The following is a 26,651-nucleotide window of genomic DNA, read 5'->3' as shown; positions in this document are numbered from 1 at the left end:
ATGTGCGGCATCGTCGGAATGGTGGGCTCTGCCCCGGTCAATCAGGACATCTACGACGCCCTCCTGCTGCTGCAGCATCGCGGGCAGGACGCGACGGGCATCGCCACCGCCGAGGCGAACGGCGTCATGCACAACGCCAAGGCCCAGGGGATGGTGCGCGAGGCGTTCCGTACCCGCGACATGCGCGGACTGCTGGGCAACGTCGGTCTCGGCCACGTCCGCTACGCCACCAAGGGCACCGCGTCCAGTGAAGAGGAGATGCAGCCGTTCTACGTGAACGCGCCCTACGGCATCATCCTCATCCACAACGGCAATCTCACGAACACGCGCGAGCTCGCCGCCGACATGGCGCAGCGCGACCGTCGGCACCTGAACTCGTCCAGCGACACCGAGCTGCTGCTCAACGTGCTCGCCGGCGAGTTGCAGGCCACGACCTCCACGGTCGACCTCGACCCGGACCGGATCTTCGAGGCCGTCGCCCGCACGCATGACCGCATCGAGGGCGCGTACGCGGTGATCGCCGTCATCGCCAACTACGGCCTGCTCGCGTTCCGCGATCCGTTCGGCATCCGTCCGCTGATCCTGGGCCGCCGCCCTTCCACGGTCCCCGGAGCCGAGGGCAAGGACGAGTGGGTCGTGGCGAGCGAGTCCCTCGTGCTGGAGAACGGCGACTACGAGGTCGTGCGCGAGGTCGAGCCCGGCGAAGCCGTCTTCATCACGAACGACGGCGAACTGTTCACGAAGCAGTGCGCCGCCGAGACGCACCTCGCGCCCTGCGCGTTCGAGTACGTCTACCTCGCCCGTCCCGACTCCGTCATGAACGGCGTCTCGGTGTACGAGTCCCGCCTGCGGATGGGCGACAAGCTCGCCGACACGATCGCGAAGCACGTGCCGATGGACAAGATCGACGTGGTCATGCCGATCCCCGACTCGTCCCGTCCCGCGGCCATGGAGGTCGCCCGCAAGCTCGGCATCGAGTACCGCGAGGGCTTCTATAAGAACCGCTACGTCGGCCGCACCTTCATCATGCCGGGGCAGGCGGTGCGCAAGAAGAGCGTCCGTCAGAAGCTCAACGCCATGTCGACGGAGTTCCAGGGCAAGAACGTGCTGCTGATCGACGACTCCATCGTGCGCGGCACCACCTCGAAGGAGATCATCCAGATGGCCCGGGATGCCGGTGCCGCCTCGGTGACCTTCGCCTCCGCCGCCCCGCCGGTCCGGCACCCGCACGTGTACGGCATCAACATGCCCTCGCGGCACGAGCTCATCGCCCACGGCCGCACGATCCCCGAGATCGCGGAGGAGCTGGGCTGCGACCACCTCGTGTACCAGGAGGTCGACGACCTGAAGGCCGCGATCACCGAGGGTTCCGTACTGGAAGACCTCGACATGAGCTGCTTCGACGGCCGCTACGTCACCGGCACCGTCACCGACGAGTACCTCGCCTGGGTGGAGGGGTCGCAGACCTCTTGATGTCCGGGTCCCTGAGCGCGCCGCAGGGCCGGCCCCTCTGGCAGGGGCGCGCCCTCGCGTTGATCGGGATCGTGCTGGTCGCGTTCTCGCTGCGGTCGGCGGTCGCCTCGCTCTCTCCTGTCCTCGACCACGTCGCCGAGGACTTCGCGGTGGCCCCCGTGATCGTGGGGCTGATCGGCGCCGCTCCGCCTGTCTGCTTCGCGCTGTTCGGACTGCTGACCCCGCTGTTCGAGCGCCGGTTCGGGCTGGAGCGGATGGCGGTCGTAGCCATCGTGCTGATGGCGGCGGGCATGCTGCTGCGCGGCCTCGCCCCCGACTCCTGGAGCCTGCTGGCCGCGACCGCGGTCGTGTTCGCCGGCGTGGGGTCGGGAAACGTCCTGCTGCCGCCGCTGGTCAAGAAGTACTTCGCCGACCGGCTCGGCGTCATGATGACCGCGTACTCCACGACGCTCGCGGTCTCGACCTTCCTCCCGCCGCTGGTCGCCGTCCCCGTCGCCGACTCGCTCGGCTGGCGGATCTCGCTGGGCATGTGGGGCGTGGTGGCCGCCCTCGCGCTCGTGCCCTGGGTCACGCTGCTGGTGCGCTCCCGCGGCGACGACCGCCCGGTGCCGACGGAGCTCCTGGTCCCCGACCCCACCGACGGCGTGGACGATGTGCGCGACGCGGTCGCCGCCTCGACCGGGCCGATCACGACCCAGTCGGCGAGTCCCCGTGTCTTCGGCCGGCTCTGGCGGCTGCCGCTGGCGTGGGCGCTCGCCCTCGTGTTCGGCACGTCGTCGACCATGGCCTATGTCGCCTTCGCCTGGCTGCCGACCATCCTCGTCGACCTCGGCGGCGTGACCCCGGCGACCGCCGGCTTCCTGCTCTCGCTGTTCGCTCTCGTCGGGCTGCCCTGCTCCATGCTCGTGCCGGTGCTCGTCGTGCGGTTCCAGGCCACCCGCCCGCTGTTCTTCGTGGCCGTGGTGGCCGGTCTCGTCGGGCTCGCCGGTCTCCTGCTCTTCCCGACCGTCGCGCTGCCGCTGTGGGTGGCAATCTTCGGGCTCACCGCGATCATGTTCCCGCTGAGCCTCGTGCTCCTGAGCATCCGGGCCCGTACGCCGGAGAGCGCGGTCGCCCTCAGCGGCTTCGTGCAGAGCATCGGCTACGCGATCGCGGCGGTGTTCCCGCTCCTCGTCGGTCTTCTCCACGACACCAGCGGCGGGTGGCAGGTGCCGCTTCTCGTGGTGGCGGGGGTGCTGGTCGTCTCGGTGCCCGCGGGCATCATCGCCGGTCGCCGCCGCACGATCGAGGACGAGTGGGAGGGGCGTCACGGCCGCTGGTGACGATCGCCGTCAGAGCGTGACGCGAGGCGGCGCTGTCGAGGAGCGCACGATGAGCTGCGGGTCGGTGGAGGGCATCTCCCCGACCGGGTCGTGGCCCTCGATCTGGGTGATGAGCCGCAGCGCGGCGGCGCGGCCCATGGCCTCGAACGGCTGACGGACGGTGGTCAGGGCGGGCGAGGCGTAGGCGGCGAGGGCGATGTCGTCGACGCTCACGACGGAGATGTCCTCCGGCACGCTGCGCCCCGCCTCGTGCAGGGCGCGGATGAGGCCGAACGCCATCTCGTCGCTGCTGACGAAGACCGCGGTCGCCTCGGGGATCGCGGCGATCGTGCGGCCCGCCCGGTACCCGGACTCCGGGGTCCAGTCCGCCGGGATCACCGGCGGCGGGACGATGCCGCGCTCGCGGAGCGTCTGCTCCCAGGCCTCGCTGCGCTGCTGCGTCTCCGTCCAGTAGTCGTCGCCGGAGACGTGCCACACGGTCTCGTGGCCGAGGTCGAGGAGGTGCTCCACGGCGAGGCGGGCGATCGCGCGCTGGTCGACCGCGAGCGGGGCGTCCTCCTCCAGGGAGGTGCGCTCACTCCGGGTGGCGGGCGTCCGTTCGGTACGCGTCCGCAGCGCCGGCGTCTCCAGGGCGATCGGAACACCGAGGATGATGCCCTCCGCGCCCTGCCGCTCCAGGCGATCGAAGGCCTCGAGGAACGCGTCGTCCGAGGCGTGGTCGGCCACCGCCGCCGTGGTCACGGTGTAGCCGTTCGCCGCCGCGGCCTGCTGGATGCCGACGCCGAGCGCGGCGGAGGAGTAGCGATCGGTCGAGACCACGATCACGCCGAGCACACGGGTGCGGCCCGAGGCGAGCGACGCGGCGGCGGCGTGTACCCGGTAACCGAGCTCCTCGACCGCGGCGAGAACCCGTCGTGCGGTCTCCGGGCGGACGTTGTCCTGTCCCGACATCACGCGCGAGACGGTCTGGGTGGAGACGCCGGCGAGGCGGGCGACGTCGACCTGGCTGGGGGCGCGGTCGTCTTTCGGACGGCGAGGGGACATGCCCCAATGGTAGCGATCCATCGGCGGAAAACCAGGGAGCGCGGACATCGGCGATGCGATAATGTGAACGCAAACAATTCAGCTGGGAGTGCAATGTCCGACCTTCTCGCCGCGGCTTCCGACGGCTTCTCCACCGCCGTCGCCGCGCCGACAGACGCCGCTGCCCCCGGCGCCCCCGCCCTGTCCTGGCGCGACGGGGAGATCCTCCGCGACGGTGCGCCGCACCGCATCCTGTCGGGCTCGATCCACTATTTCCGCGTGCACCCGGACCAATGGGAGGACCGCCTGCGCCGACTCGCCGCGATGGGCGCGAACACGGTCGACACCTATGTCGCCTGGAACTTCCACGAACGGGTCGAAGGGGACATCCGCTTCGACGGCTGGCAGGACGTCGAGCGCTTCGTGCGGCTGGCCGGCGAGGTCGGCCTCGACGTGTTCCTCCGGCCGAGTCCCTACATCTGCGCGGAGTGGTCCAACGGAGGGCTCCCCTTCTGGCTCACCGGGCGGGTCGCGGCGCTGCGGACGAGCGACCCCGCGTTCCTCGCCGCCGTCGACGCCTGGTATGACGCGCTCCTCCCGCGGCTCGTGCCCCTGCAGGCGGCGTACGGCGGGCCGATCGTGGCGATCCAGATCGAGAACGAGTACGGATCGTTCGGCAGCGACGCCGCCTACCTCGCCCACCTGCGCGACGGGCTCCGGCGACGGGGCATGGTGGAGATGCTGACGACGGCCGACGGGATCACTCCGGACATGATCGCGCATGGGAGCGTACCGGGCGCGATGACGACGTTCACGTTCGGCACCGGGGTGCCGGTGGCGGCCTCGCTACGTCGGCACGGGGAGGCGCTGATGTGCAGCGAGCTCTGGGGCGGCTGGTTCGACCACTGGGGGGAGCGGCACCATGTGCGGTCGGCGGACAGCATGGGCGGGACGGTCCGCGAGCTCCTCGACGAGGGCGGTTCGGTCAGCCTGTACATGGCGCACGGGGGCACCAACTTCGGTCTGTGGAACGGCGCGAACCACGACCTCGTGCTGCAGCCTACGGTGACCAGCTACGACTCCGACGCCCCGATCGGTGAGGACGGCACCCTCGGGGAGAAGTTCCATGCGCTTCGCGCGCTCTTCGCCCCCTTCCACGCGGATGAGCTGCCGCCGGTCCCCGACCAGCCGCGGCGGCAGTCCGCCGCCTCCGCGCCTCTGGAGCCGCGGGCGGGTCTGCTCGACGTGGTCCGGGCGACCCCTGCCACGGGCGCGCACTCGCCACGCCCGCTGACCTTCGAGCAGCTCGGGGCGGAGGACGGCCTCGTCGCCTACGAGGCTGACGTGTCGTTCCCCGACGAGGCGAGTCTGACCATCGACGGCCTGCACGATCGTGCGGTCGTCTTCCTCGACGACCGCCGCCTCGGTGTGCTCGAACGGGACGGCGAGACGTCTCTCGCTCTCCCCGTGGACGGCGGCTCCGGTCGGCTGACGCTCGTCGTCGAGAGCCTCGGACGCATCAACTACGGGCCGTACACCGGCGAGGGCAAGGGCATCATGCGCGGGCTGATGATCGGCCGCCGCCTTGTGAACGGCTGGACGCATCGTCTCCTGCCGCAGACGGCTCCGGTTTCGGACGCCGTCGGGTCGGTCGGAACGGACGGCCTCGCCGTCGCCGCGCTGGATGTCGCTGAACCGCTGGACGCGTGGCTCGCCTTCCCTGGTGGCGGCAAGGGCATGGTGTGGCTGAACGGATTCCTGCTCGGACGCTACTGGAGCGTGGGTCCGCAGGAGACGCTCTACGCACCCGCGCCGCTGTGGCGCGCGGGGCGCAACGAGATCGTGGTGCTCGACACCGACGGCCTCGGGGCGACGGTGGAGATCCGGGAGGCGCCGTCCTTCGGGGAGACCGAGGAGTTCATCGGCTCCTGAGCCGCACACGGGCCGCGGGTGGTGACCTTCGGCCAATGTTTGCGCATACTTCACGCTGGACTCTTGTCTTAAGCCACAAGCTCCCTCTACGGTGATAGCGCAAACATCGGTTCCGATCGATGATCCACCTGCGGCGCATCGGGGCGTCCTTTCCTCCGGCCGTCGCACCGTTCGAGAGGCAAGACGTGTCGACACCTTCCCGACCGCCGCGCACCGCCGTCGCCATCAGCTCCCTGCTGGCGACGGCCCTCGCGCTCGGCGGAGCGCTCCTCCCCGCGACCGCTGCACAGGCCGCCGATCTCCTGCCCGTCCCGCAGACGGAGTACCGGTTGCACGCGGTGTCCAGCGAATCGGATCCGTATCCGGCGCCGCCCTCGCTCGACGGCACGGCTCTCGGCGCCTTCGACGGCGACTATGCGACGCAGTGGACGTCGCGGTACTCGTCCAACGCGCCCTTCCCGCACTGGATCGCCCTCGACCTGCAGCGGTCCCTCTCGGTGAAGGCGCTGGACTACTCGGTCAAGCGCGGGCAGAGCGTCGCGGCCAAGACCGTCGAGGTCTACGTCACGGACGACGCCGACGCTGCGCGGACGTCTCCCGCGGACGGCGGATGGGGCGCCGCCGCCGCGGCCGCGACGCTGCACGCGCCCACCGCGAACGACGAGAAACAGCGCATCACGCTGGACACCGCGAAGGACGGCCGATACGTCGCGCTGCTCGTCATCGATGCGCAGGGCACCACGGGCGGCGGCGCCGGTGAGATCCGGGTGCTCTCCGACGAGGAGCTCCCGCCGATCGTGACCGAGCCGGAGACGCCGGAGCAGCCGGAGACCGGGGACACCGTCGAGATCGCCGCGGGCGGCACCACCGCCACCGTCTCCTCCGCGTTCCCGCAGATCCTCGGCTACCGCGTGGGCGATGACCGCCTCGGCGGGCAGAAGAGCTCCGCGCGCACCTGGGCGGTCAACGGCACCGCCTATGCGTCGACCACCACCTCCACGGCGACGGCGAGCGGCGTCGACTACGTCTCGACCCTGACCGGCATCGACGTCACGGTGCGCAGCAGCATCCGCGTCGCGGCGAACGGCACGGTCGAGTTCACCGTCACCGGAGTCGACGGCTCCGCCGCGGTGAACACCCTCGCGCTCCCCGACAACGCGTTCCTCTCCGCGACGGCCGCGGACGGCGCCGTCCTCGATCGCACCGTCATCAGCCCGAACAGCACCACGAACGCCGATGAGCACATCGCGGTGGGAGCGGCGACGGCCACCGGGACGAAGGGCGCGGCCTTCGCGTTCCTCGGCGACGGGACCCTCGCCGGCAGCGTGATCACGAACGCGACGACGCAGGCCTCCGGCGGCACCGCCTCGTGGAACACCCGGCTCACGACGCGGGTGACCGCGGCCGACGGCCGGACCGCGGAGATCGGCTCGAACACCTGGCTCATCCATCCGACCACCGCCGTCGACAGCCGGGTGACGACCTACGCCCTGCCGAAGGTCACGGTGCTCCTCACCGCCGACCGCAACGGCGACGAGACCGTGGACTGGCAGGACGCCGCGATCCGCTACCGCGAGGTCGACGCCCCGCGCCTCGGTGCCGACCGGGTCGCCGACCGCGTGGTCAGCCGCATCCCGTTCAACTTCGCCTCGAGCGCCACGAACTACTTCGACCTCGTGCTCGACAACACCAAGCGCATCGCGAACCAGACAGACGGCCTCGGGCAGTGGGTGCTCAACAAGGGCTTCGGCAGCGAGGGACACGACTCCGCGAACACCGACTACGGCGGGAACTACAACGAGCGTGCGGGCGGCCTCGCCGACCTCAACCGCCTCGTCGACGAGGGGGCGAAGCTCAACGCCGACATGAGCGTGCACGTCAACGCCACGGAGATCTACCCGCAGGCGGACGCGTTCGACGCGGCGATCCTCGATGGCACACCGCCCTACAAGCCGGGCTGGAATTGGCTGGACCAGTCGTACTACATCAATCAGCAGACCGACCTCGGGACCGGACGCGTGCTCGACCGCTTCCAGCAGCTGCGGGACGAGGTGCCGGGGCTCAGCGGCGTCTACATCGACGTGTACTACTCCAACGGCTGGGTGGCCGAGGAGCTCGCGGACGAGCTGAACGCCATGGACCTCGAGGTCGCGACCGAGTGGGGCGACAAGTTCGTCGACAGCACGGTCTGGTCGCACTGGCCGAACGACCTCGCCTATGGCGGCAAGGACAACAAGGGCATCAACTCCACCATGGTGCGGTTCATCCAGAATGCGCAGGCCGACGTCTGGAACGACGACGTCCTGCTCGGCCAGCAGCGTCTCGTCGATGCCGAGGGCTGGGTGGGCAACCGCAACTGGGACGGCTTCATCGACAACATCTGGTCGCAGAGCCTGCCGACGAAGTTCCTGCAGCACTTCGACCTGCAGACGTACGAGGCGGGGGTCGAGGCGACCTTCACCGACGACGTGGCGGCCCGGATAGACGGCGGCACGCGGGTCGTCACGATGGACGGCGCGACCGTCCTGCGGGGCGACTCCTACCTGCTGCCGTGGCAGTCGCTGGAGTCGAGCGCCGAGTCGGGTTCGCCCGTCGACGCGGACAAGATGTACTTCTTCACGGCCTCCGGCGGCGAGAAGACCTTCGGTCTCACGGACGCCTTCCGCGGGAACACGACCTTCGACGTGTTCGCGCTCGGCGACCAGGGCCGCGAGAAGGTGCGCACCGTCACCGCGGTCGACGGGAAGCTGACGCTGTCCGGCGAGAAGGGGGTGGCCTACGTCGTCGTGCCTCAGGGTGGAGCGCAGCGGGCGGTGATCGAGTATCGCGACGCGGGTCTGACCGATCCCGGGTTCAACTCGGGGACGCTCGACGGGTGGAACCCCCGGGGCGACGTGACCATCGAGCGCACGGATCTCGGCGCGGCGAAGAACGCCTCACGGGGCGACAACATCGCGGTGTTCGGCTCGTCCGCCTCCGCGATCTCGCAGACCGTCACCGGCCTCACCCCCGGGAAGCGCTACGCGTTCTCCGCGCAGGTGCAGATCGATCCGACGGCCACGCGCGACGTGAGCGTCGCGGTCGACACCGGGGGCGGCGTCGCGAGCCGCACCTGGAACCTGTCCCCGACGTACAACTACATGCGCGCCGACTCGAAGGCCGGACAGTACTACCAGCGCGGATCGGTGTCGTTCCTGGCGCCGGCCTCCGGCGAGGTGACCGTCTCGGTCTCGGCGGTCGCCGGCGACGCGGCGGTGCGGATCGACAACGCCAGGGTGATGGCGGACACGACGGCCCCTGCCGCGGCCGGCACGGTGTACTCGAACGACTTCGAGGGCAACCAGCCCGGGTGGGGCCCGTTCGTGAAGGGCGACGCCAACGGCATCGACGACCCCCGCACGAGCATCTCGCGGCGGCACGACCCGTACACGACGAGCGACTGGCGCAACACGGCCAAGCCGTTCGACAGCGGAGCCCTCGCGGGGCTGGCGGTGGACACCACCCTCACCGGTGAGCACTCGCTGATGTCCCACTCCGAGAACTCCGGCGTCGTCTATCGGACCGACCCCACGCTGGTGCCGCTGCAGGCGGGGCACACCTACCGCATCGGGTTCGACTACCAGGCCGGCGCGAGCGGGGCCTACCGCTGGCTGACCGGCACCGACGCCGTGCTCGACGGGGAGATCTCCTCGACGACCCTGCGTCACACCCCCGTCGTGCAGGCGCTGGAGACCACGGCGTTCCAGGAGGACGTGATCGTGGGGTGCGGCGACTACACGTGGGTCGGTCTGGAGCGCGTCGGCGGCCCGGACGTCGACTTCGTCCTCGACGACTTCACGGTCACCGACCTCGGTCCGACCGAGGGCGGCACGCCGTGCGCCACCGTCTCCGGCGAGGCCGTGACCCTGAGCCCCGGGGCGCAGACCCCGTTCACCACGACCTTCACCAACAGCGAGGACATCCTGGCGGAGAACGTCGGCGTGCAGCTCGACCTCCCGGAGGGCTACACCGTCGAGGTCGCAGACGGGTCGTCGAACCTGTTCGCGAAGGTCGCCCCCGGCGAGAGCGTGACGACGGACTGGCTACTCACGGCACCGGCGTCGGCCGCGGGCTCTCCGGTGAGCATCGGCATCGCGGCCACCTACGTCGTCGACTGCGACGTGCGGACCGTGCAGACCGCGCAGGAGGCGGCTGTGGCCTCCCGCGCCCGCATCCCGAACGCGCAGATCACCGCGACCGCGAGCTCCGAGGAGACCGCGGGCGAAGACGGCAAGGCGGCGAACATGCTCGACGGCAACGCCGGGACGTTCTGGCACAGCCGCTGGAGCAGCGACGCCCCCGGGTATCCGCACGTGCTCACGTTCGACCTCGGTTCCGCGGAGACGGTCGACGGCATCTCCTACCTGCGCCGGGGTGCGAACCAGAACGGCCCCATCAAGGGCTTCCAGGTCGCGGTCTCGACCGACGGGCAGACCTTCACCGACGTGGCGGTGGGAGAGTGGAAGAACGTCGCGGAGTGGCAGGATGTCGACTTCGCCGCGACGACCGCGCGATACGTGCGGGTGACGGCGACCTCGTCCATCTCGGGCACGCCGTTCGCGGCCGTGGCGGAGATGGCGGTGTACGGCACCACCGCCCCGCAGGCCGGGCACGCCCCGGAGACGCGACCCGAGGACGACCTCGGGGCCTGCGCCCCGGAGACCGACCCGGTGCTCACGCTCGGCACGGATTCCGTGCGGGCAGGGGAGACGGTCGAGGCCGTGCTCTCGGGCTTCGCACCCGGCGCTGCCGTCTCGTTCTGGCTGGACGGCGTGCGGCTCGGGGACGCGACGGTCGATGCGCACGGCGCGCTGACCACCCGCGTGCTCGTTCCCGCGGATGCGACGGTCGGGAAGCACCGCTTCCTCGTCAAGGACGCCTCCGGCGCGGAGGTGGCCGGCGCCGCCCTCAAGGTCAAGAAGGCGAAGCCGGCGAAGAAAGCGGTCCTCACCCCGTCGGTCGGCACCGCGGCGGCAGGAGACTCCCTCCGCGTGCAGCTCCGCGGCTTCGACCCCGAGGCGGTCGTGCAGCTCTGGCTCCACTCGGAGCCGGTCCGCGTGGGCGAGGTGACGATCGCCGCCGACGGCAGCGCGGTCGCGACCGTCCTCATTCCGGCGGCCACGCCCGCCGGTGCCCATGCGCTCGTCGCGACGAACGCCGCGGGCGCCGAGCTCGCTCGTGCGGATCTCGCGGTCACCGCGGCCGCGACCGCCGCGGGTGGGGCGCTGGCCACGACCGGCGCCGAGGGGATGACCTGGCTGGCGGTGGCTGTCGGGGCTCTCGCGCTGAGCGCCCTCGGCGCGGGGCTCTGGCGGCGGCGACGCAGCTGAGTCCCTCTGCACAGGAGAGGCCCGGGGTTCGCCCCGGGCCTCTTCTGCACGCGACGGGGAGTTTGCCGGTTCTCCACGGGTCGCGGTTCCGGGGCCGGAGAGCGTGCCTCCGGTCCCCGATACTCGAGGGGTAGTCACGAAAGGAGCCGTAAATGCCGAACGTACTCATCCGCGATCTCGACCCTGGCGTGTATTCCGTGCTCACCGCGCGAGCGCAGGGGCGCATCGTGGCCGCCATGAACGAGGGGCGCGCCGGGCGGTGATCGTCGTCTGTGTGCGGTCGGGGTGCCTAGCCCTTGACGGCGCCGGCGGCGAGACCGGAGCGCCAGTACTTCTGCAGCGTGAAGAACAGGGCGATGAGGGGGATCACGCCAAGCAGTGCCCCGAGCATGACGGCGCCCTTGTCGGGGGAGAAGTAGCTCATCATGCCGTAGAGGCCGAGGGTGACCGGCTTGAGGTCGGGGCTGGAGATCATCATGAGCGGGAGGAGGAAGTTGTTCCACGTGGCCACGAAGATGAACAGGAAGATCGTCACCATCGCGGGGCCGAGCAGCCGCAGCACGATCGTGAAGAAGATCCGGCCCTCACCGGCGCCGTCGATGCGGGCGGCCTCCAGCAGCTCCGTCGGCACCGACGACTGTGCGTAGACCATGCCGAGGAAGACGCCGAACGGCGAGACCGCCGAGGGGATGATGATCGCCCACACCGTGTTCGTGAGGCCGAGCGCCTGGAACTCGATGTACAGCGGCACCGTGAGGAGGGCGACGGGCAGCAGGAGCCCCGCCATGATGATGCCGACCGCGAGCTTCTTCCCGGGGAAGGCGAACTTGGCGATCGCATAGCCGGCCATCACGGCGAACAGCGTGCCGATGACCCCGGCGCTGAGCGAGTAGAACAGGGAGTTGCCGACCCAGCGCCAGAACAGCCCCTGCGTCCAGCCCATGAGGCTGTCGTAGTTGGCGGCGAGGTTCGGCTCGGCGAACCAGAAGCCGAACGTCGACGTGAGGTCGGTGTTGTTCTTCGTCGAGGCGACCACGAGCCAGAACACCGGCACGAGGAAGTACAGCGTGGCGACGACGAGGGCGATGATGCCGAACGTGCGCGCGGCGGGGCCGGGGGCGATCGACGGGGGAGGGGCGTCCGCCGCCTGCGGCTTCCGGGAGCGCCGCTTCGTCGGCGGAGCCACGGTGACGAGTCGTGTGGTGGTCATGCGTCGCCCTTCCGCCGCTGGAGCAGTGCGTACACGATCGCGAGCACGCCCGCGATGCCGGCCATGAGCAGCGAGTACGCCGACGCCGGACCGCTGCCCGACGGCGACAGCTCGCCCATCATCGTGTTGTAGGTGAGCATCATCGGCGTGAAGTCCTTGCCCATCCAAGAGTTCGCGGCTTCGAGGATGACCGGCTCGTTGAACAGCTGGATCGTGCCGATGATCGACAGCAGCACGGCCAGCAGCGCGGCACCGCGCACGAGCGGCACCTTGATGCGGGTCGCGATCTGGAATCCGGTCGCGCCGTCCAGGCGGGCGGCCTCGTAGAGGTCGCGGGGGATGGCCTGCAGGGCGCTCAGGAAGATGAGCATGTTGTAACCCGTGTAGGTCCACGTCGTCATGTTCGCCATCGAGAAGAGGATCGTCTGCGGCGACATGAGGTCGGTCCCCTCCGGCAGATACGGCAGGAAGGGCGACACCTCGGGCGTGTAGAGGTAGAGCCACATCATCGCCGCGATGATGCCGGGGACCGCGTACGGGAGGAAGAAGGCGAGGCGGAACAGGGCGGGGCGGCGCACGATGAACGAGTCCAGCAGCAGGGCCAGGGCGAGGGCCGCGATGATCATCACCGGGATCTGGAACGCCGCGTAGAGCACGACCCGTCCCATGCCGGCCCAGAAGGCGCCGTCCGTCGCCGCCGCGGCGAAGTTGTCGAGGCCGACGAAGGTGTCGACGAGCTCGCCGCCGCCGTACAGGCCGCCGCCGGCGGGCACCTGCGCGAAGAACGACGACCGGACCGACACGATGATCGGGATGAGGAAGACGACGGCGAACAGCAGCGCGAACGGCGCCATGAACAGCCACCCGGTCAGCCCCTCCCTTCGGATCCGCGATCGCCTGGTCGACGGGGCGACGGGGCGGCGCGCGGGAGGGAGCGGCGCCGCTGCCCTCGTCTCGGTCACTGTGGCCATGATGTGCCTCTCGCTCTCACGACGACGGCGGAGTGCACGATCGCCCGTGCACTCCGCCGTCGTTCATCCGATGATGCCGTCCGGTCCGGTCATTCCGCGACCGGGAGGCCGAGGTCCTTGAGCGACGCGACCGCCGTATCCTGCGCCGTCGTGAAGATGTCGGCGACCGAGGCCGTGCCGGCGGCGGCCGCGGCGGCCGTCTCGTTCATGTTCGCCAGGGTCGAGAAGCCGGGAGCGTAGGGGAAGTCGGGGTTGAGGTTCTCGGTGGCGGTGCCGAGCTCGGCGAGCACATCCTGGCCACCGAACTGCCGCAGCATCTTCTCGGGGGTCTCCACCTCGCCCTTCGCGGCGACGACGAGACCCTGCGACGCGAGGTCGTCGACCTGCGTGTTGAACCAGTCGTTGAACTCCATGGCAGCCTCGGGGTTCTCGCAGCCCTTCATGACCGAGACGCCGGAGCCGCCGTCGGGGCCGCTCATCGCCCCGGCGCCGAAGTCCGGGAGCTGGGCGACGCGCCACTGCCCCTCGGCCGGGGTGCCGTCCAGCGAGTCGAGGAGGAAGCCGGCCTCCCAGGCCGCGCCGACGTGGCCGATGAGACTGCCGTCGTTCAGCGCCGCCGTGAAGCCCTCGCCCCAGCGCTCGGTCGCGAGTGTCTGCTTGCCGTCGAGCAGGCCCTGCCAGAAGGCGGCGACGCGCTCGGAGCCGGCGCCCTCGGCGTCCACCTTCCACTCCTCGCCCTCGGTGGAGAACCAGGTGTCGCCGGCGGCCGCGGCCTGTCCGGAGAGCCAGTTCTGCGCCTCGTCCGGAGTGAACGCGGTGACGAACTTGCCGGCGGCGGCGGCCGTGGCGGAGGCGGCGGTCAGGTCGTCGAGCGTGGCCGGGGCGTCGAGGCCGAGCGCCTCGAACTCCGCGGTGTTGTAGAAGTAGACGAGAGGCCCGGTGTCCTGCGGGAGGCCCACGATGGCGTCACCGACCCGCATGCCGCTGAACGCTCCGGCCGAGTAGTGGTCCTCGTACTTCTCGGCCTCCGCCGCGACGTCCTCCAGCAGACCCTTCACATAGAGCTGCGGCACCTCGGAGTATCCGGTCTGCGCGAGGCACGGGCCGTTCCCGGCCTTGATGTCGGTCTCGAGCTTGAGGATCATGTCGCTGGCCTTGCCGTCGAACTTCGTGGCCTTGACCTGGATGTCGGGGTTCTCCTCGTTCCAGCGGTCGACGATCTCCGCGACCGTGGTCATGCCCTCGCCGTCGGGCAGGCGGTGCATGTACTCGATGGTGACGGGCTCACCGCCGGCGTCGCCGCCCCCGGATGCGGCCGGCGCGCAGGCCGCGAGTCCGAACGCCGACACCGCGCCGAGGGCGACGACCGCGGCGACGCGGGGGGTGCGTGAGGTGGGTGCCATGCTGTTCTCCTCTTTGAGGTCATGTTCCTGCGGATCGCCCGAAGCGGGGACGCGGCGAGGGTGCGCCGTCGATCACATGCACATCAAATCAGAAAATGTTTGCGCTCACAAGACGCGGAATCGCGGGACGGGGACGGATTCGGATGGCTTAGAGGGAGCGCTGACATCGATCGGCGGCGTCGGGACGCGGTCGCTCGCGGCGGGACACGGCGGCCCTCCCGCTGAGGGGATCGCCGCCCGGGTACGACGAAACACCCGCACGAGCCGTGCGGGTGTTTCGAACCGAGGGGCTACGCCTTCTCTAGTTCGTCTTCGTCTTCGTCTGCGTACTCGTCGGCCCACTTGTCGACGTAGGCGTCTTCGTCGGAGTCGCTCGAGTGCGCGAGCTCGCGCTCCAGCGCCGAGTAGTTCACCGACGGACTGTACGCCTTGAGTTCGCGGGCGATCTTTGTGTGCTTCGCCTTCTGACGGCCACGGCCCATGCCTGAGACCCCCTCACGAGTTAAGCTGCGGGCAGACAGGCGCCCGAGTCATTCACGACACCGGCTCGAGGCCGGTAAGAGTAGCATTCAGGATAGCACGCGGGGAACAGACCCTGGCCGCGGCCAGGCCGGCGAAGGGAGCGATCTCCATGACCGACAGCACCTCCACTCCGTCCGATGAGGCCACGCAGAACGCCGCTCTGCAGAAGGCCGTGATCGTCGGGATGCAGCTCGACCAGGACCCGCACGTTCTCGATGAGGCCGTCCGCTTCGCCCGGCTGCTGAACGCCCCGCTCGTGGTCGCCCACGTCGACATCACGCGCTTCGTCACCTACGAGGATCCGGACGGCTACGTGCACTCCGCTCCCATCGACATCAACTTCGATGCGGGGGCTGCCGAGTTCGAGGCGGTCGAGGCGGCTGCGGCCACGATGCTCGACGGCAAGGGCGTCACCTGGACGGCACGTCAGCTCGTCGGCGACCCTGCGCTGGCGATCAAGCAGCTCGCGAACAAGCTCGACGCGCAGCTCATCGTCGTCGGTACCCGCAAGCGCGGTATCGGTGAGTCCATCCGGGAGTTCTTCACCGGCTCGGTCGCCGCGCGCCTCGCCCATCGCCAGCACCGCTCCGTGCTCGTCGTCCCCCTGGGGGAGTCCGTGCCGGACGAGCAGAAGGAGATCTGGCCGGAGTGATCCGCACACGACGAGGCCCCGCCGACGGATGTCGACGGGGCCTCGTGCGGTCATGCCAGGGGCTCAGGAGTCCGGCTGACTCAGCGCCACGGTCACGCTGCGGGCGGCCTGATCCAGCGCGTTCTCGAGCTCGGTGACCACCGACGACGGGAGGACGCCGCCTTTGGCGACATGGGTGCGCAGGTCGGTGCGGATGCGGGCGCGGAAGGCGTTCACGACGGCGTCGGCGCGGTGCAGCTCCTCGCGGCTGGTCAGCCGTGCATCGTCCCCCGCGGTGCGCGGCTTGTTCTTCGCCGCCGCCCGGTCGTCCTTGGTGGCCGTCGCCAGGTCGGCGCGAAGACTCTTCATCGCCTCCTGCACGCTCTGGCGCACCTCGTTCGCGATGAGGCGGACGGTGTCGGTGATGCCCGCCTCGATGTCGGCGAGGTCGCTCTGGCGCGAGGCCAGCTCGGCGCGTCCGGCCTCGGTGATCGCGTAGATCGTCGTGCGTCCGTCGACGGTCTTGGTGACCAGCCCCTCCTCCTCGAGTTTCGCCAGGCGCGGGTAGATCGTGCCGGCGCTCGGCGTGTACGTGCCGCCCGTCCGGTCCGTGAGGGACTGGATGATGCCGTAGCCGTGCTGCGGGGACTCCGCGAGCAGTGACAGCAGGTACAGGCGCAGATCGCCGTGGGAGAAGACCGCGGGGCTCATGCTTCCCACTCCGGATCGTTCTCGATGGTCTGCGGAGCGCGGCGGAGGACCGTCACCCCTCCGGAGACGGAGTTGGCGCGGAGGTCGACGAAGCGTCCCGCGAGCTCCCCGGTGGTGCCGTTGTAGGTGCTCGGGCCGGACGAGCTGCGCTCGACGCCGTCGATGAGCAGGCGGCCGCTGAGCGAACGGATGATGTAGTTCGCCGCGAGGGACTCGTCGAGCCGCACCGTGGTGCCGCCGGAGACCGAGTTCACGGTGATCGTGTTGACGTCGCCCGCCGCGTCCACCAGCGTCGCGCCGGAGACGATGTCGACCGTGACCTTGCGGATGGCACCCGTGACGGCCACGTCGCCGGAGACGCTGTTGGCGCTGAGCGAGCCGGTGAGGTTGCGGATCTGCACGTCGCCGGAGACCGAGTTCACGCTGAGGTCGCCGATGAGGGTGTCGACGATGATGTCGCCGGACACCGTGTTGAGACGCGTGTCGTTGCGGATGCCCGACACGAGGGCGCCGGCGCTCACGACGCCGAGGGTCAGGGCGATGCTGCGCGGGACGGCCACGCTCACCTCGGCGCGCGGACCGCCGGAGCCGAAGTTCCGGAACACCTCGAGGAAGTTGTCCCAGCCGAGCTGCGGGTGGTCGATCTCGACCTCACCGTCGCGGGACTCGATCCGGAGGTCCTTGGTGGTCACGCCGTGCACCTCGATCCGGATGCCGGGTTCGTCGTGGGCGATGACGTCGACCTGTCCGCCGACGAGGCCCACCTTGAGCCGGGTCGCGGAGGCGATGTCGATGACGCGTTCCTCGCCGGGGGCGATGAGCCACTTCTCGGTCATGTCTGCTTCTCCTGTGTCGAGGGATTCACGATATATCGTGTTGCCGTCACGATAACACGATATATCTCGATCCCGTCACCCCCTCTTCCTTCGAATCGCCTGATTGGTCCCATTTCGGCCGGAAATAGGGCCAATCAAGCGATTCGAACGGGGTTGACCTTGACGTAACGGCAACTTCTACCGTGGAGGGGAACGACTGGAAAGGAGGCGGGATGAGTGAGAAGGACTGGTCGATCCAGGAGATCGCGCGACTGGCGGGGACGACGAGCCGGACGCTGCGGCATTACGACGACATCGGGTTGCTGCCTCCGTCGCGCATCGCGGCCAACGGGTACCGGCACTACGACGCGGCGGCGCTCGTGCGGTTGCAGCGGATCCTCCTGCTGCGGGAGCTCGGGCTCGGACTGCCGCAGATCGCGGAGGTACTGGGCCCTTCGACAGGCTCAGGGACCCAGGTCCGCGGCTCGGCGGCGGAGGCGGCGGCGCTCGAGACACATCTCGCCCTGCTGCGCGAGGAACAGACCAGGCTGGCGCGGCAGATCGCGTCGGTCGAATCCACCATCACGGCATTGAGAGGAGGTGAGAACCTCATGGCAGAGAACATGTTCGACGGCTTCGACCACACGCAGTACAAGCAGGAGGTCGAGGACCGCTGGGGGAAGAAGGCCTACGCCGACAGCGACCGCTGGTGGCGCGGGATGAGTGACGCCGAGCGTGCCGAGTGGCAGCAGCGCGTGTCCGACCTCGGACGCGACTGGATCGCGGCGGCGGAGAGCGGGATCGATCCCGCGTCCGCCGAGGCGCAGGAGCTCGCGCGCCGGCACGTGGCCTGGCTCACGGGCATCCCGGGCACTCCCGCCGCCGCGCTCCGGCAGGGACCGGACGCGGATGCCAAGGCCTACGTCATCGGTCTCGGCGAGATGTACGTCGCAGACCCGCGCTTCGGCGCGAACTACGCGACGTCCGCGGGCGGCACCCAGGGCGCGGAGTTCGTCCGCGACGCGCTCCGCATCTACGCGGAAGCCTCCCTCTGATCCGTCGAGCCACCCCCTTGCGTGCGACCCACCCCGCTGCGGTCGTACTCAAGGGGGCGGCTCGCACGCAAGGGGGTGGATCGGGGGAGGAGGGGAGGGCGTAGGGTCGTGCCATGACGGGGCGACGGAAGCGGGGACGCGACGACCGCCCCGCGTCCGGAGCCTTCGCGGCGGCGGCGACGGCCTATGCGGCGAATTGCGCCCTCGGACTCGCGGTGGCGGCGCGGCTCATCGACACGCGCCGCTTCCGCTGGGTGCACCACGCCCTCTACATCCTGACCTGCGTGACGACCGGATTCGCCGTCGTCGCGGGTCTCGCCACCGGCACTCCGCGTGGCCGCCGCGCCGCCCTGGCCCTCCTCCCCGCCGCCGTGCCGCTCGCCGTGATCCCCTCGGCCGGGACGCACACGCGCCGGCACCCCCTCGTCGCTCTCACGGCGGCTCCCTTCGTCCTCGCGGGCCTCGTGGTCTCGCGCCTCCCCTCCGACCGGAAGTGACTGCATGGAACTGCTCGACGCCATCCGCCGCCGCAAGACCACGAACGGGGCGTTCCTGCCCGACCCGGTCTCCGAAGAGCACCAGCGCATCCTCCTGGAAGCGGCCGGGCGTGCGCCCTCGCAGCTCAACAGCCAGCCCTGGCGCTTCGTGGTGATCGAGAACAGGGACACGATCGACGAGATCGCGCGCATCTCCGGCGAGAGCATGACGGAGGCCATGTCGAACGGCACGTTCTTCGAGCGGTACAAGCCGTACTTCCGCTTCAGCCAGGAGGAGATGGAGGAGAAGCGCAGCGGCATGCTGTTCGACAAGCTCCCCGCGCCGCTTCGGCCCTTCACATCCCAGGTGTTCACCAAGCGCGGCCAGACGCTCATGAACACGTTCGGCGTGCCGAAGACGCTGGGCTCGGAGAACCGCAAGCTCGTCGCCGGATCGCCGCTGCTCCTGGGCGTCATGCTCGACCGCAGCGAGTACCGGCCGGGGCAGCTGTCGTCGTTCTACTCCGTGTTCAGCATGGGGGCGGCCATGGAGAACGTCTGGCTGACCACGGTCGAGCTGGGCATGGGCATCCAGTTCATCTCGTTCCCGATGGAGGTGCCGGGGCGCTGGGACGAGATCGTGCGGCTGCTGCGGGTGCCCGACGATCTCGAGCTCATGGCCGTGTACCGACTCGGCTACCTGCCGCCCGAGCAGCGCCGCCCGGCGATCGACTGGTCCAGCAGCCAGCGCAAGCTCGTGTCGCAGTACGTGTTCCGCGAGGACTGCGACACCCCGCAGCAGGGCTGGGACGCGCCGCCGCCGCGGACCTGAGTCAGGAGCCCCCGACCGTCCGCGGCACCTCAGGGAGATCGTTCAGAGCCGGACCCTCGATGCGCGTGCCGTCCGCGGCGAACCGCGACGCGTGCAGCGGGCAGTCCCACGTGCACTCGGCGTCGTTCCAGTCGAGGACGCCGCCCAGGTGCGTGCAGACGGCGCTGACGGCCCTGGTCACGCCGTCGACCGTGGAGATGGCGACCGGGCGACCGCCGCGATTCGCCACGACGCCCTCGCCCTCCGCGGGCTGCGGCACGGGGACCGGGGTGGTCTCGGCCTCGACCCAGCCCTTCGTGGCCGCGGCGGCCACCTTCGCACCCTCGACGGCCCCCCGTGCGAGATCGGCGGGGACGGTGAGCCGGGTGCCGAGGCGCAGCATCCAGGACGGGCGCTCGCGGCGCTTCGTCCCGATGATCTCCTCGGTGAGCCGCAGGGCCGCAGCGGGCGCGTTCGACAGCCCCCACTTCGCGTACCCGGTGGCGATGCGGATGCGCCCGAGGCCGCGCGGCAGGGCGCCGACGAACGGGATGAGGTTGTGCGACTGGTAGTCCTGCGCGGACCAGCGGTGGGTCTCCTCCGCATCCGGGAAGTGCAGGCGGGTCCAGTCCACGAGGTCGTCGATCGCCGCGGTCTCGCCGTCCGAGCGGCCGACCGGATGCCCGTTGCCGCCGACGACGAGCTGCGCGGTGTCGGCCGGACCGTCGGCGGCGGACACCGGCCGGATGGACCGCGTCGGGCCGTCGGCGGAGATGAACGTCCCCTCCGGCACGCCGCCGGAGACCCGGAACGAGACGCAGTACGACCGCATCCCGGCGACCTTGGAGAAGTACAGCCCCCGGTCGAGGATCGGTGTCCCCGTCGCGAGGACGATGTGCTCGGCGAACATCGGGCCCGCCGTCGTCTCCACCCGTGGCTCCGGCAGGGCGTGGGCGCCGGTCACGCGGATACCGGTGTGCAACGTGCCGCCGCCGGCGAGGAACTCCTTCGCGAGCGCGTCGGCGACGGCGACCGGGTCGATCGTCACCTGCGAATCGAGGGCGACCGCGCCCGCGACGGGGAACGGCATCGACAGCTCGCCCGCGGTGAGCAGCCGGGTCGGCAGTCCCGCCTCCCGTGCGGCGGAGTGCTGGGCTCGGACCGCCTCGAGCCCGTCCGGACCCTGGGCGTAGGTGTGGTCGGTCCGCTCGGTGTAGCTCAGGCCCGCGCTGTCGGCGAAGCCGGTGAGCCACTCCATGCCGGCCCGGTTGGCGTCGACGTACGCCTGGACGAGCGCCGCCGGATGGTGCTTGCGGATGGTGGCGAGCTGCTGCCCCTGGAGGAGCGAGAGCTTGCCCGTGTTGCCGCCCGACGCCAGTGCCGCCACGTCCCCGGCATCCACCACCACGACGTCGAGTCCGGCGCGGGTCAGGAGCACCGCGGTCGAGAGGCCGGTGAGCCCGGCCCCCACGACCAGCACGTCGTGCCGCGCGCCGGGGTCGAAGGGAGTGCCGTGGGGTGCGTCCTGGTCGACCTTCCAGAGGGGCTTCATGCTGACAGTCAACGCCTGTCCCCGCCCCCACCCCAACGCCTTGACATCCGACGGTCGCGCTGTCATGCGGCGACTACAGTGGCGAGCGTGAGTCTCCGTCGTGTCCTGCTCGTCGCGCTCGGCGGCACGCTCGGGACGGCGGCGCGTCTGGGCCTCGGACTCCTCGTGGACGATCCCGGCGGCTTCCCCCTCGCGGTGCTGCTGGCGAACGTGCTGGGCGCCCTGCTCATCGGTGTCGTGGCGGCGCGGCTCCCGGCCTCGGCGGAGCTGCGGCTGCTGCTGGGCACCGGGGTCCTCGGCGGCTTCACGACCTACAGCGCCTTCATGACCGGGACGCTGGCCCTGTGGGCGTCGGCACCGCTCCTCGCTGCGGCGTATGCCGGGGGCAGTCTCGTCCTCGGTCTTCTCGCGGCGGCCGTGGGGCTCCGGCTGGGACGCCCGCGCCGGGGAGGGGTGTCGTGAGCCCGCTGCTGTTCCTCGTCGCCGCGCTCGCCGGGGGCGTCGGCGCCGTCCTGCGGTACCTCGTCGACCTCGGCGTCTCCCGGCTCGCCGGCCGACGGTTCCCGTGGGGGATCCTCGTCGTCAACCTCACCGGCTCGTTCGCGCTGGGGCTCGTGACGTCGGCGTTGCCGGACGCGGCGTTCGTGCTCGGCGCCGGCCTCCTCGGAGGCTATACGACCTTCAGCACCGCGATGCTCGATGCGGTCGCGCTGTGGCGGGACGGCGAGCGCGGCGCCGCGGTGTTCGACGCGGTCGGCATGCTCGTGCTCGGTCTCCTCGCCGCGGGACTGGGGCTCGCCCTGGGGGCTGCGCTCTAGATCGGGAACTCCGCCCCACGCGGACGGGGCGTCCTCAGCGGCTCGTCGACTCCTCGAGCCGTGCCCGGTACTTGGCGTAGCTGGGGGCACCGATGAATCGCCACGCGAGGGCGTTCACGCCGTGCATGTTCTTCTCCAGCCATGCCTGGCCCTTGTCCGGATGTGAATCGAGGATGGCCCCGAGCATGTACCAGGCCTTCCCCTTGGGGGTGGCCGCCTGCCCGTGGTGCGCGAGCCAGTCCATCTCCTTCTGCGTGATGACCCGCTCCATGACGGGAACGAGGTTCTGCTCCTCGTCGGGGAGATGCTCCGCGAGCGCTCGTGCGACGCCGCGGAGGGCGTCGTGGACAGCGACCGCGTCCGCCGGGTCGGCGGACGCGCGCCATGCGGGGACCGCGGCGTCGAGCGCGTCGAGCGGGATCAGCATCGCGGCGTGCTGTTCGATCATCCGGTCGACATGCAGTGCGCAGGCCGGGGCGCGGGTCTTCATCTTGTCCCAGAGCTGCGAGTCCTCCCCCTCGTGGTGCGCGTGCAGGGCCGTGGAGATGAGGTGAAGGTGTTCTGCGACCGCGGACGCATGACTCGTGTCGCCGGGTGCGACGCCGTCGACGAGCGATGGGGCCTCGTCGAAAGCATGGCGAAGCATCCCGTGGATCAAGAACATTCCGCTCGCGTCGCAGGTCTGCGGTCCGCGTGCGGGGGGTTGGCCGGTCGCAGGAAGAGGTGTCGCTGGCATGCGCCCACTTTACCATCCGGATGGTAAAGTGGGCGCATGAGTGATTCTCGGAAAGCCATCATCGACGCGGCGATCGCGATTCTCAGCGATCCGGCGGGCCCGCGGCTCACCTTGGACTCCGCGGCGCGGCGCGCGGGGCTCACGAAGCCGGGCCTCATGTACCACTTCCCCACCAAGGCGGCGCTCGTGTCCGCGGTCATCGAGGACGTGATGGAACGGTGGAGCGATCGTCTTCATGCCGCGCTGGGCAAGCCCCTCGAGAGCTCGACCTCCGCGGAGCGCATCGCCGCGTACGTCGACACCGCCCTCGCCGGTGCGGACCACGAGCTGCCCAGTCTCGGAGTCTTCTTCAACGCCGAGCACACGGAAGACGTGGGGGCGATGTGGGAGGCGCGTCTGCTTCCGTGGGTCACCATCGACGAATCGGTCATGCCCGACATGCGTGGCAAGCTCACGGCCGCCCGCTTGGCGGCAGACGGGTACTGGTTCGCGTCGTCGGGCGGATGGCCGATCGGCGCGGAGCGGGAATCCGTTCGCCGCGCGATCCGATCCCTGATCGCTCCGCCGACCGAGGCCTTCTGGTACTGACGCGGATCCGCTCCTTGCGAAGAGCCGACGCGGCGCGCTACTCTCGCTGCTAATCGTTTAACGCTAAACGGTTAACATCGCGCACCGCCTTCTCGTGCACCCGTCAAAGGAGACCTCGATGCCCCGCACCTCTCGCCGCGCCCTGGGCGCCCTCGCCGCCTCCGCGGCCGCCGTCCTGGCGCTCTCCGCCTGCTCCTCCTCCGCGACCGGGGAGTCGTCGGGCGGCGACATCACCCTCAGCTACGCGATCTGGGACGAGAACCAGAAGCCCGCGATGGAGGACATCGCCGCCGCGTACACCGAGGAGCACCCGAACGTCACGATCGAGATCCAGGTCACGCCGTACAAGGAGTACTTCACCAAGCTCCAGACCGCGGTGACGGGCGGCTCGGCCGCCGACGTGTTCTGGATGAACGGCCCGAACTTCCCGCTCTACGCCTCGAACGGACAGCTCGCCCCGCTCGACGACGTGGACGCCGCCGACTACCCTCAGGGGCTCGTCGACCTCTACACCTACGACGACGCGCTCTACGGCGCCCCCAAGGACTTCGACACCGTCGCGCTCTGGTACAACAAGGCGCTGTTCGACGCCGCGGGGGTGGAGTACCCGAGCGCGGGCTGGACCTGGGACGACTTCCGCTCCGCGGCCGCGAAGCTGACCGATCCCGCGAAGGGCCAGTTCGGCGTCGCCGCGAGCCAGTACGGCCAGGAGAACTTCTACAACTCCATCGCGCAGGCCGGCGGCGAGGTCATCTCCGCGGACGGCACCGAGAGCGGATATGGCTCCCCCGAGGCTCTCGAGGGCATCGAGCTGTGGACCGGCCTCATCGCCGACGGCTCCTCGCCCACGGCGCAGCAGATGACGGACACGAACCCGGAGGACTTCTTCCTGTCGGGCAAGGTCGCCATGTTCCAGAACGGCTCCTGGGCGGCCATCGCCTACGCGGACAACGCGGACATCGGCGGCAGCGTCGACGTGGCGCCGCTGCCGGCGGGTCCGGAGGGCAACCAGAGCGTGATCCACGGCGTCGGGAACGTTGCGAACGCCAAGAGCGCGCACGTGGAGGAGGCCAAGGACTTCGCTGCCTTCGCCAGCGGCGAGCAGGCCGCGAAGATCCAGGCCGAGACCGGCACCGTGATCCCCGCGTACAACGGCACGCAGCAGGCGTGGGTCGACGCCCTCCCGCAGTACGACCTGCAGGTCTACATCGACGCGCTGGAGACGGCCGTCCCGTACCCCGTGTCGAAGAACACCTCCGCGTGGACGAGCATCGAGAGCGAGGTGCTGTCCCAGGTGTGGTCCGGAGCGGTCTCCCCGAAGGACGGACTGCAGGATCTCGCCGCGCAGATGCAGACCGCGCTGGACGCCGAGCAGGAGTGACCGCATGACCGTCCTCGCGCCTCGCGCGGTCGCCCCCGCCGCCGGACGGACCCCGGAGGCCCCGCCCTCCGGGGTCCGCCGGCGGCGCCGCACGCCCGGTGCCTCGCCGTGGTGGGCCCTGGTGTTCCTGGGGCCCACCGCCCTGGGCCTCGCCGTGTTCTACCTGTGGCCGACCGTGCGCACGCTCATCATCTCCTTCACGAAGTCGGGGCCGTTCGGCGGCGCGGAGTGGATCGGGTTCGAGAACTACGTCCGGCTGTTCCAGGATCCGGAGCTCCTCGGCGCCCTCCGCAACACCGCGGTCTACACGGTGATCGCGCTCATCGGCATCCCCCTCGCGGTCGGGATCGCCGCGCTGCTGAACACCACCGGCCTCAAAGGCCGCAGCGCCTACCGCACGCTCTACTTCATCCCCGTCGTCACCATGCCCGCGGCGATCGCGCTCGTGTGGCGCATGATCTACAACGGCGACTACGGCGTGCTGAACGCGGCCCTCGGCGCGGTCGGCATCGAGGGGCGGAGCTGGCTGACCGATCCGAACACCGCGCTGGTCGCGATCGCCGTCGTCGGCATCTGGGCGGGCCTCGGGACCAACATCGTCATCTTCCTCGCCGGACTCCAGGGCATCCCCGACACGATCATGGAGGCGGCCGACCTCGACGGGGCGGGCCCCGTGCGCAAGTTTTTCTCGATCACGATCCCCCTGCTGTCGCCCTCGATCTTCTTCGTCAGCGTGATCAGCGTGATCGGGGCGCTGCAGGTGTTCGACCTCATCTACATGATGCTCGGCCGCAGCAACCCGGCGATGCCGAACACCCGCACCGTCGTCTACCTGTTCTACGAAGCCGGATTCCTCGACAACGACCGCGGGTACGCCGCCGCCGTCGCCTTCCTCCTGCTGCTGATCATCCTCGTGCTGACGATCGTGCAGTTCCGGCTGCAGAAGAAGTGGGTGCACTATGAGTGACGTCTCCCTCGACACCCGCGCGGTCGTCGGTGCCGCCCCCGCACGATCGCGGAGGGCCGGCACGCCCCGGAACCGCGGACTGTGGATCGTGCACGTCGTGCTCATCGTCGGCGCCGCGCTCATGGTGTTCCCGTTCGTCTGGCAGCTGCTGACCTCGTTCAAGACGCTGTCCGACTCGGTGCAGGTGCCGCCGTCGTTCCTCCCCCGCGAGTGGGTGTTCACGAATTTCGCCGAGGTCTTCGACTCGATGCCGTTCGGGCAGATGTTCCTGAACTCGGTGCTCCTCACGGTCGGCCGCACGGTCGGGCAGGTCGCCCTGTGCACCATGGCGGGCTACGCGTTCGCGCGCATCGCCTTCCCCGGCCGGAACGCCCTGTTCGTCGTGTTCCTCTCGGTGCTCATGGTGCCCTCGCAGCTCTACCTGCTGCCGCAGTACGAGATCATCCAGGCGCTCGGCTGGCTGAACACGCTGCAGGCGCTCATCGTGCCCGGCATCTTCAGCGCCTTCGGGACCTTCCTGATGCGGCAGTTCTTCCTCTCGATGCCGGCCGAGCTGGAGGAGGCGGCGCGCATCGACGGGGCGAATCCGTGGCAGACCTTCTGGCGGATCATGGTTCCGCTCGCGAAGCCTGGCATCATCGCACTTGTGGTGTTCACTGTGCTGTGGTCCTGGAACGATCTGCTGTGGCCGCTGATCGTGACGACCGATCCGGCGAAGATGCCGCTGTCGGTCGGACTCTCGCAGCTCGTCGGCATCCACGGCACCGACTACCCGGTGCTCATGGCGGGTGCCCTGCTGGCGACCCTGCCCATGCTGGTGACGTTCATGATCCTGCAGCGGCAGTTCATCCAGGGCATCGCGTTCAGCGGGACGAAGGGCTGAGA

At 70.1% G+C, this 26,651-nt stretch carries 23 protein-coding genes; 14 read left to right on the top strand and 9 right to left on the bottom strand.

The window, feature by feature from the left end; translation table 11 throughout:
• Both purF and AUV07_RS15100 read left to right on the top strand, forming a co-directional pair.
• The gene (gene purF / locus AUV07_RS15105; RefSeq protein WP_062637382.1) at positions 1–1,473 is read left to right on the top strand and encodes an amidophosphoribosyltransferase; all 1,473 of its coding nucleotides are present in this window, start codon (positions 1–3) and stop codon (positions 1,471–1,473) included.
• A complete protein-coding gene (locus AUV07_RS15100) occupies positions 1,473–2,795 on the top strand; it encodes an MFS transporter (RefSeq protein ID WP_062637380.1) in 1,323 nt (440 codons plus the stop codon). Before purF ends, AUV07_RS15100 begins: the two co-directional genes overlap by 1 nt.
• A 9-nt stretch (positions 2,796–2,804) precedes the next feature.
• Here the strand turns inward: AUV07_RS15100 and AUV07_RS15095 are convergent, their stop codons facing one another.
• Positions 2,805–3,839, bottom strand: coding sequence for a LacI family DNA-binding transcriptional regulator (locus AUV07_RS15095; protein WP_062637378.1), 1,035 nt, complete (start codon positions 3,837–3,839; stop codon positions 2,805–2,807).
• A gap of 93 nt (positions 3,840–3,932) precedes the next feature.
• On the opposite strand from AUV07_RS15095, the gene AUV07_RS15090 reads away from it, so the two are divergent.
• A complete protein-coding gene (locus AUV07_RS15090; protein WP_082802992.1) occupies positions 3,933–5,750 on the top strand; it encodes a glycoside hydrolase family 35 protein in 1,818 nt (605 codons plus the stop codon).
• 185 nt (positions 5,751–5,935) lie between these two features.
• Complete coding sequence (locus AUV07_RS15085; protein ID WP_062637431.1) at positions 5,936–11,119, top strand: endo-alpha-N-acetylgalactosaminidase family protein; 5,184 nt, start codon at positions 5,936–5,938, stop codon at positions 11,117–11,119.
• A gap of 289 nt (positions 11,120–11,408) precedes the next feature.
• Here the strand turns inward: AUV07_RS15085 and AUV07_RS15080 are convergent, their stop codons facing one another.
• From AUV07_RS15080 to AUV07_RS15065, 4 genes are all read right to left on the bottom strand, one after another.
• Positions 11,409–12,329 (bottom strand): carbohydrate ABC transporter permease, encoded by a 921-nt coding sequence (locus AUV07_RS15080; RefSeq protein ID WP_062637376.1) that lies wholly within the window; start codon positions 12,327–12,329, stop codon positions 11,409–11,411.
• Positions 12,326–13,300: a carbohydrate ABC transporter permease gene (locus AUV07_RS15075; RefSeq protein ID WP_025104707.1), complete on the bottom strand. Its 975-nt coding sequence runs from the start codon at positions 13,298–13,300 to the stop codon at positions 12,326–12,328. The genes AUV07_RS15080 and AUV07_RS15075 overlap by 4 nt, the downstream gene beginning before the upstream one ends.
• A gap of 89 nt (positions 13,301–13,389) precedes the next feature.
• Positions 13,390–14,703: an ABC transporter substrate-binding protein gene (locus AUV07_RS15070; RefSeq protein WP_062637374.1), complete on the bottom strand. Its 1,314-nt coding sequence runs from the start codon at positions 14,701–14,703 to the stop codon at positions 13,390–13,392.
• 290 nt (positions 14,704–14,993) lie between these two features.
• Positions 14,994–15,185 carry a DUF3073 domain-containing protein gene (locus AUV07_RS15065; RefSeq protein WP_025104705.1) on the bottom strand — a complete coding sequence of 64 codons (192 nt, stop codon included), beginning with the start codon at positions 15,183–15,185 and terminating at the stop codon, positions 14,994–14,996.
• A gap of 149 nt (positions 15,186–15,334) precedes the next feature.
• On the opposite strand from AUV07_RS15065, the gene AUV07_RS15060 reads away from it, so the two are divergent.
• Positions 15,335–15,877, top strand: coding sequence for a universal stress protein (locus AUV07_RS15060; RefSeq protein WP_025104704.1), 543 nt, complete (start codon positions 15,335–15,337; stop codon positions 15,875–15,877).
• Between the two features lie 63 nt (positions 15,878–15,940).
• On the opposite strand, the gene AUV07_RS15055 is transcribed toward AUV07_RS15060, so the two are convergent.
• The gene (locus AUV07_RS15055; protein WP_062637372.1) at positions 15,941–16,567 is read right to left on the bottom strand and encodes a PadR family transcriptional regulator; all 627 of its coding nucleotides are present in this window, start codon (positions 16,565–16,567) and stop codon (positions 15,941–15,943) included.
• Positions 16,564–17,403: a DUF4097 family beta strand repeat-containing protein gene (locus AUV07_RS15050; RefSeq protein ID WP_062637370.1), complete on the bottom strand. Its 840-nt coding sequence runs from the start codon at positions 17,401–17,403 to the stop codon at positions 16,564–16,566. Before AUV07_RS15050 ends, AUV07_RS15055 begins: the two co-directional genes overlap by 4 nt.
• 212 nt (positions 17,404–17,615) lie before the next feature.
• On the opposite strand from AUV07_RS15050, the gene AUV07_RS15045 reads away from it, so the two are divergent.
• The 3 genes from AUV07_RS15045 (at position 17,616) to AUV07_RS15035 (ending at position 19,745) form a co-directional block, all read left to right on the top strand.
• Positions 17,616–18,437 carry a MerR family transcriptional regulator gene (locus AUV07_RS15045; RefSeq protein WP_062637368.1) on the top strand — a complete coding sequence of 274 codons (822 nt, stop codon included), beginning with the start codon at positions 17,616–17,618 and terminating at the stop codon, positions 18,435–18,437.
• Positions 18,438–18,550: 113 nt separating this feature from the next.
• Positions 18,551–18,934, top strand: coding sequence for a hypothetical protein (locus tag AUV07_RS15040; protein ID WP_062637367.1), 384 nt, complete (start codon positions 18,551–18,553; stop codon positions 18,932–18,934).
• 4 nt (positions 18,935–18,938) lie between these two features.
• Positions 18,939–19,745 (top strand): nitroreductase family protein, encoded by an 807-nt coding sequence (locus AUV07_RS15035; protein WP_062637365.1) that lies wholly within the window; start codon positions 18,939–18,941, stop codon positions 19,743–19,745.
• A 1-nt stretch (position 19,746) separates the two neighbouring features.
• On the opposite strand, the gene AUV07_RS15030 is transcribed toward AUV07_RS15035, so the two are convergent.
• Positions 19,747–21,276 (bottom strand): FAD-dependent oxidoreductase, encoded by a 1,530-nt coding sequence (locus AUV07_RS15030; RefSeq protein WP_062637363.1) that lies wholly within the window; start codon positions 21,274–21,276, stop codon positions 19,747–19,749.
• 87 nt (positions 21,277–21,363) lie between these two features.
• Here AUV07_RS15030 and AUV07_RS15025 point away from each other — a divergent pair, with 87 nt between their 5' ends.
• Together AUV07_RS15025 and AUV07_RS15020 are read left to right on the top strand one after the other, a co-directional pair.
• The gene (locus tag AUV07_RS15025; protein WP_231868287.1) at positions 21,364–21,738 is read left to right on the top strand and encodes a fluoride efflux transporter FluC; all 375 of its coding nucleotides are present in this window, start codon (positions 21,364–21,366) and stop codon (positions 21,736–21,738) included.
• Positions 21,735–22,094, top strand: coding sequence for a fluoride efflux transporter FluC (locus AUV07_RS15020; protein WP_062637359.1), 360 nt, complete (start codon positions 21,735–21,737; stop codon positions 22,092–22,094). Before AUV07_RS15025 ends, AUV07_RS15020 begins: the two co-directional genes overlap by 4 nt.
• A 34-nt stretch (positions 22,095–22,128) precedes the next feature.
• On the opposite strand, the gene AUV07_RS15015 is transcribed toward AUV07_RS15020, so the two are convergent.
• Positions 22,129–22,740, bottom strand: coding sequence for a hemerythrin domain-containing protein (locus AUV07_RS15015; protein WP_231868286.1), 612 nt, complete (start codon positions 22,738–22,740; stop codon positions 22,129–22,131).
• Positions 22,741–22,866: 126 nt separating this feature from the next.
• Between AUV07_RS15015 and AUV07_RS15010 the strand changes: the two genes are divergently transcribed.
• The 4 genes from AUV07_RS15010 (at position 22,867) to AUV07_RS14995 (ending at position 26,649) form a co-directional block, all read left to right on the top strand.
• The gene (locus AUV07_RS15010) at positions 22,867–23,418 is read left to right on the top strand and encodes a TetR/AcrR family transcriptional regulator (RefSeq protein WP_062637355.1); all 552 of its coding nucleotides are present in this window, start codon (positions 22,867–22,869) and stop codon (positions 23,416–23,418) included.
• Between the two features lie 118 nt (positions 23,419–23,536).
• Positions 23,537–24,799: an ABC transporter substrate-binding protein gene (locus AUV07_RS15005; RefSeq protein WP_062637353.1), complete on the top strand. Its 1,263-nt coding sequence runs from the start codon at positions 23,537–23,539 to the stop codon at positions 24,797–24,799.
• 4 nt (positions 24,800–24,803) lie between these two features.
• Positions 24,804–25,766 (top strand): carbohydrate ABC transporter permease, encoded by a 963-nt coding sequence (locus tag AUV07_RS15000; RefSeq protein WP_062637352.1) that lies wholly within the window; start codon positions 24,804–24,806, stop codon positions 25,764–25,766.
• Positions 25,759–26,649: a carbohydrate ABC transporter permease gene (locus tag AUV07_RS14995; RefSeq protein ID WP_025104693.1), complete on the top strand. Its 891-nt coding sequence runs from the start codon at positions 25,759–25,761 to the stop codon at positions 26,647–26,649. Before AUV07_RS15000 ends, AUV07_RS14995 begins: the two co-directional genes overlap by 8 nt.
• Positions 26,650–26,651 lie beyond the last annotated feature (2 nt).

Source organism: Microbacterium sp. CH1 (genome assembly GCF_001595495.1).
Lineage (GTDB): Bacteria > Actinomycetota > Actinomycetes > Actinomycetales > Microbacteriaceae > Microbacterium.
The sequence above is the reverse complement of the archived record's forward strand: the minus strand, read 5'-3'. Positions and strand labels throughout refer to the sequence as shown.

Excerpts from the sequence above, each read along its gene's own strand:
- AUV07_RS15075 (WP_025104707.1), bottom strand. The coding sequence starts at position 13,300 with ATGGCCACAGTGACCGAGACGAGGGCAGCGGCGCCGCTCCCTCCCGCG.
- AUV07_RS15005 (WP_062637353.1), top strand. The coding sequence starts at position 23,537 with ATGCCCCGCACCTCTCGCCGCGCCCTGGGCGCCCTCGCCGCCTCCGCG.
- AUV07_RS15080 (WP_062637376.1), bottom strand. The coding sequence starts at position 12,329 with ATGACCACCACACGACTCGTCACCGTGGCTCCGCCGACGAAGCGGCGC.
- AUV07_RS15070 (WP_062637374.1), bottom strand. The coding sequence starts at position 14,703 with ATGGCACCCACCTCACGCACCCCCCGCGTCGCCGCGGTCGTCGCCCTC.
- AUV07_RS15100 (WP_062637380.1), top strand. The coding sequence starts at position 1,473 with ATGTCCGGGTCCCTGAGCGCGCCGCAGGGCCGGCCCCTCTGGCAGGGG.
- AUV07_RS15040 (WP_062637367.1), top strand. The coding sequence starts at position 18,551 with ATGACGGGGCGACGGAAGCGGGGACGCGACGACCGCCCCGCGTCCGGA.
- AUV07_RS15055 (WP_062637372.1), bottom strand. The coding sequence starts at position 16,567 with ATGAGCCCCGCGGTCTTCTCCCACGGCGATCTGCGCCTGTACCTGCTG.
- AUV07_RS14995 (WP_025104693.1), top strand. The coding sequence starts at position 25,759 with ATGAGTGACGTCTCCCTCGACACCCGCGCGGTCGTCGGTGCCGCCCCC.
- AUV07_RS15060 (WP_025104704.1), top strand. The coding sequence starts at position 15,335 with ATGACCGACAGCACCTCCACTCCGTCCGATGAGGCCACGCAGAACGCC.
- AUV07_RS15050 (WP_062637370.1), bottom strand. The coding sequence starts at position 17,403 with ATGACCGAGAAGTGGCTCATCGCCCCCGGCGAGGAACGCGTCATCGAC.
- AUV07_RS15015 (WP_231868286.1), bottom strand. The coding sequence starts at position 22,740 with ATGCTTCGCCATGCTTTCGACGAGGCCCCATCGCTCGTCGACGGCGTC.
- AUV07_RS15090 (WP_082802992.1), top strand. The coding sequence starts at position 3,933 with ATGTCCGACCTTCTCGCCGCGGCTTCCGACGGCTTCTCCACCGCCGTC.
- AUV07_RS15030 (WP_062637363.1), bottom strand. The coding sequence starts at position 21,276 with ATGAAGCCCCTCTGGAAGGTCGACCAGGACGCACCCCACGGCACTCCC.
- AUV07_RS15000 (WP_062637352.1), top strand. The coding sequence starts at position 24,804 with ATGACCGTCCTCGCGCCTCGCGCGGTCGCCCCCGCCGCCGGACGGACC.
- AUV07_RS15065 (WP_025104705.1), bottom strand. The coding sequence starts at position 15,185 with ATGGGCCGTGGCCGTCAGAAGGCGAAGCACACAAAGATCGCCCGCGAA.
- AUV07_RS15010 (WP_062637355.1), top strand. The coding sequence starts at position 22,867 with ATGAGTGATTCTCGGAAAGCCATCATCGACGCGGCGATCGCGATTCTC.
- AUV07_RS15035 (WP_062637365.1), top strand. The coding sequence starts at position 18,939 with ATGGAACTGCTCGACGCCATCCGCCGCCGCAAGACCACGAACGGGGCG.
- purF (WP_062637382.1), top strand. The coding sequence starts at position 1 with ATGTGCGGCATCGTCGGAATGGTGGGCTCTGCCCCGGTCAATCAGGAC.
- AUV07_RS15095 (WP_062637378.1), bottom strand. The coding sequence starts at position 3,839 with ATGTCCCCTCGCCGTCCGAAAGACGACCGCGCCCCCAGCCAGGTCGAC.
- AUV07_RS15045 (WP_062637368.1), top strand. The coding sequence starts at position 17,616 with ATGAGTGAGAAGGACTGGTCGATCCAGGAGATCGCGCGACTGGCGGGG.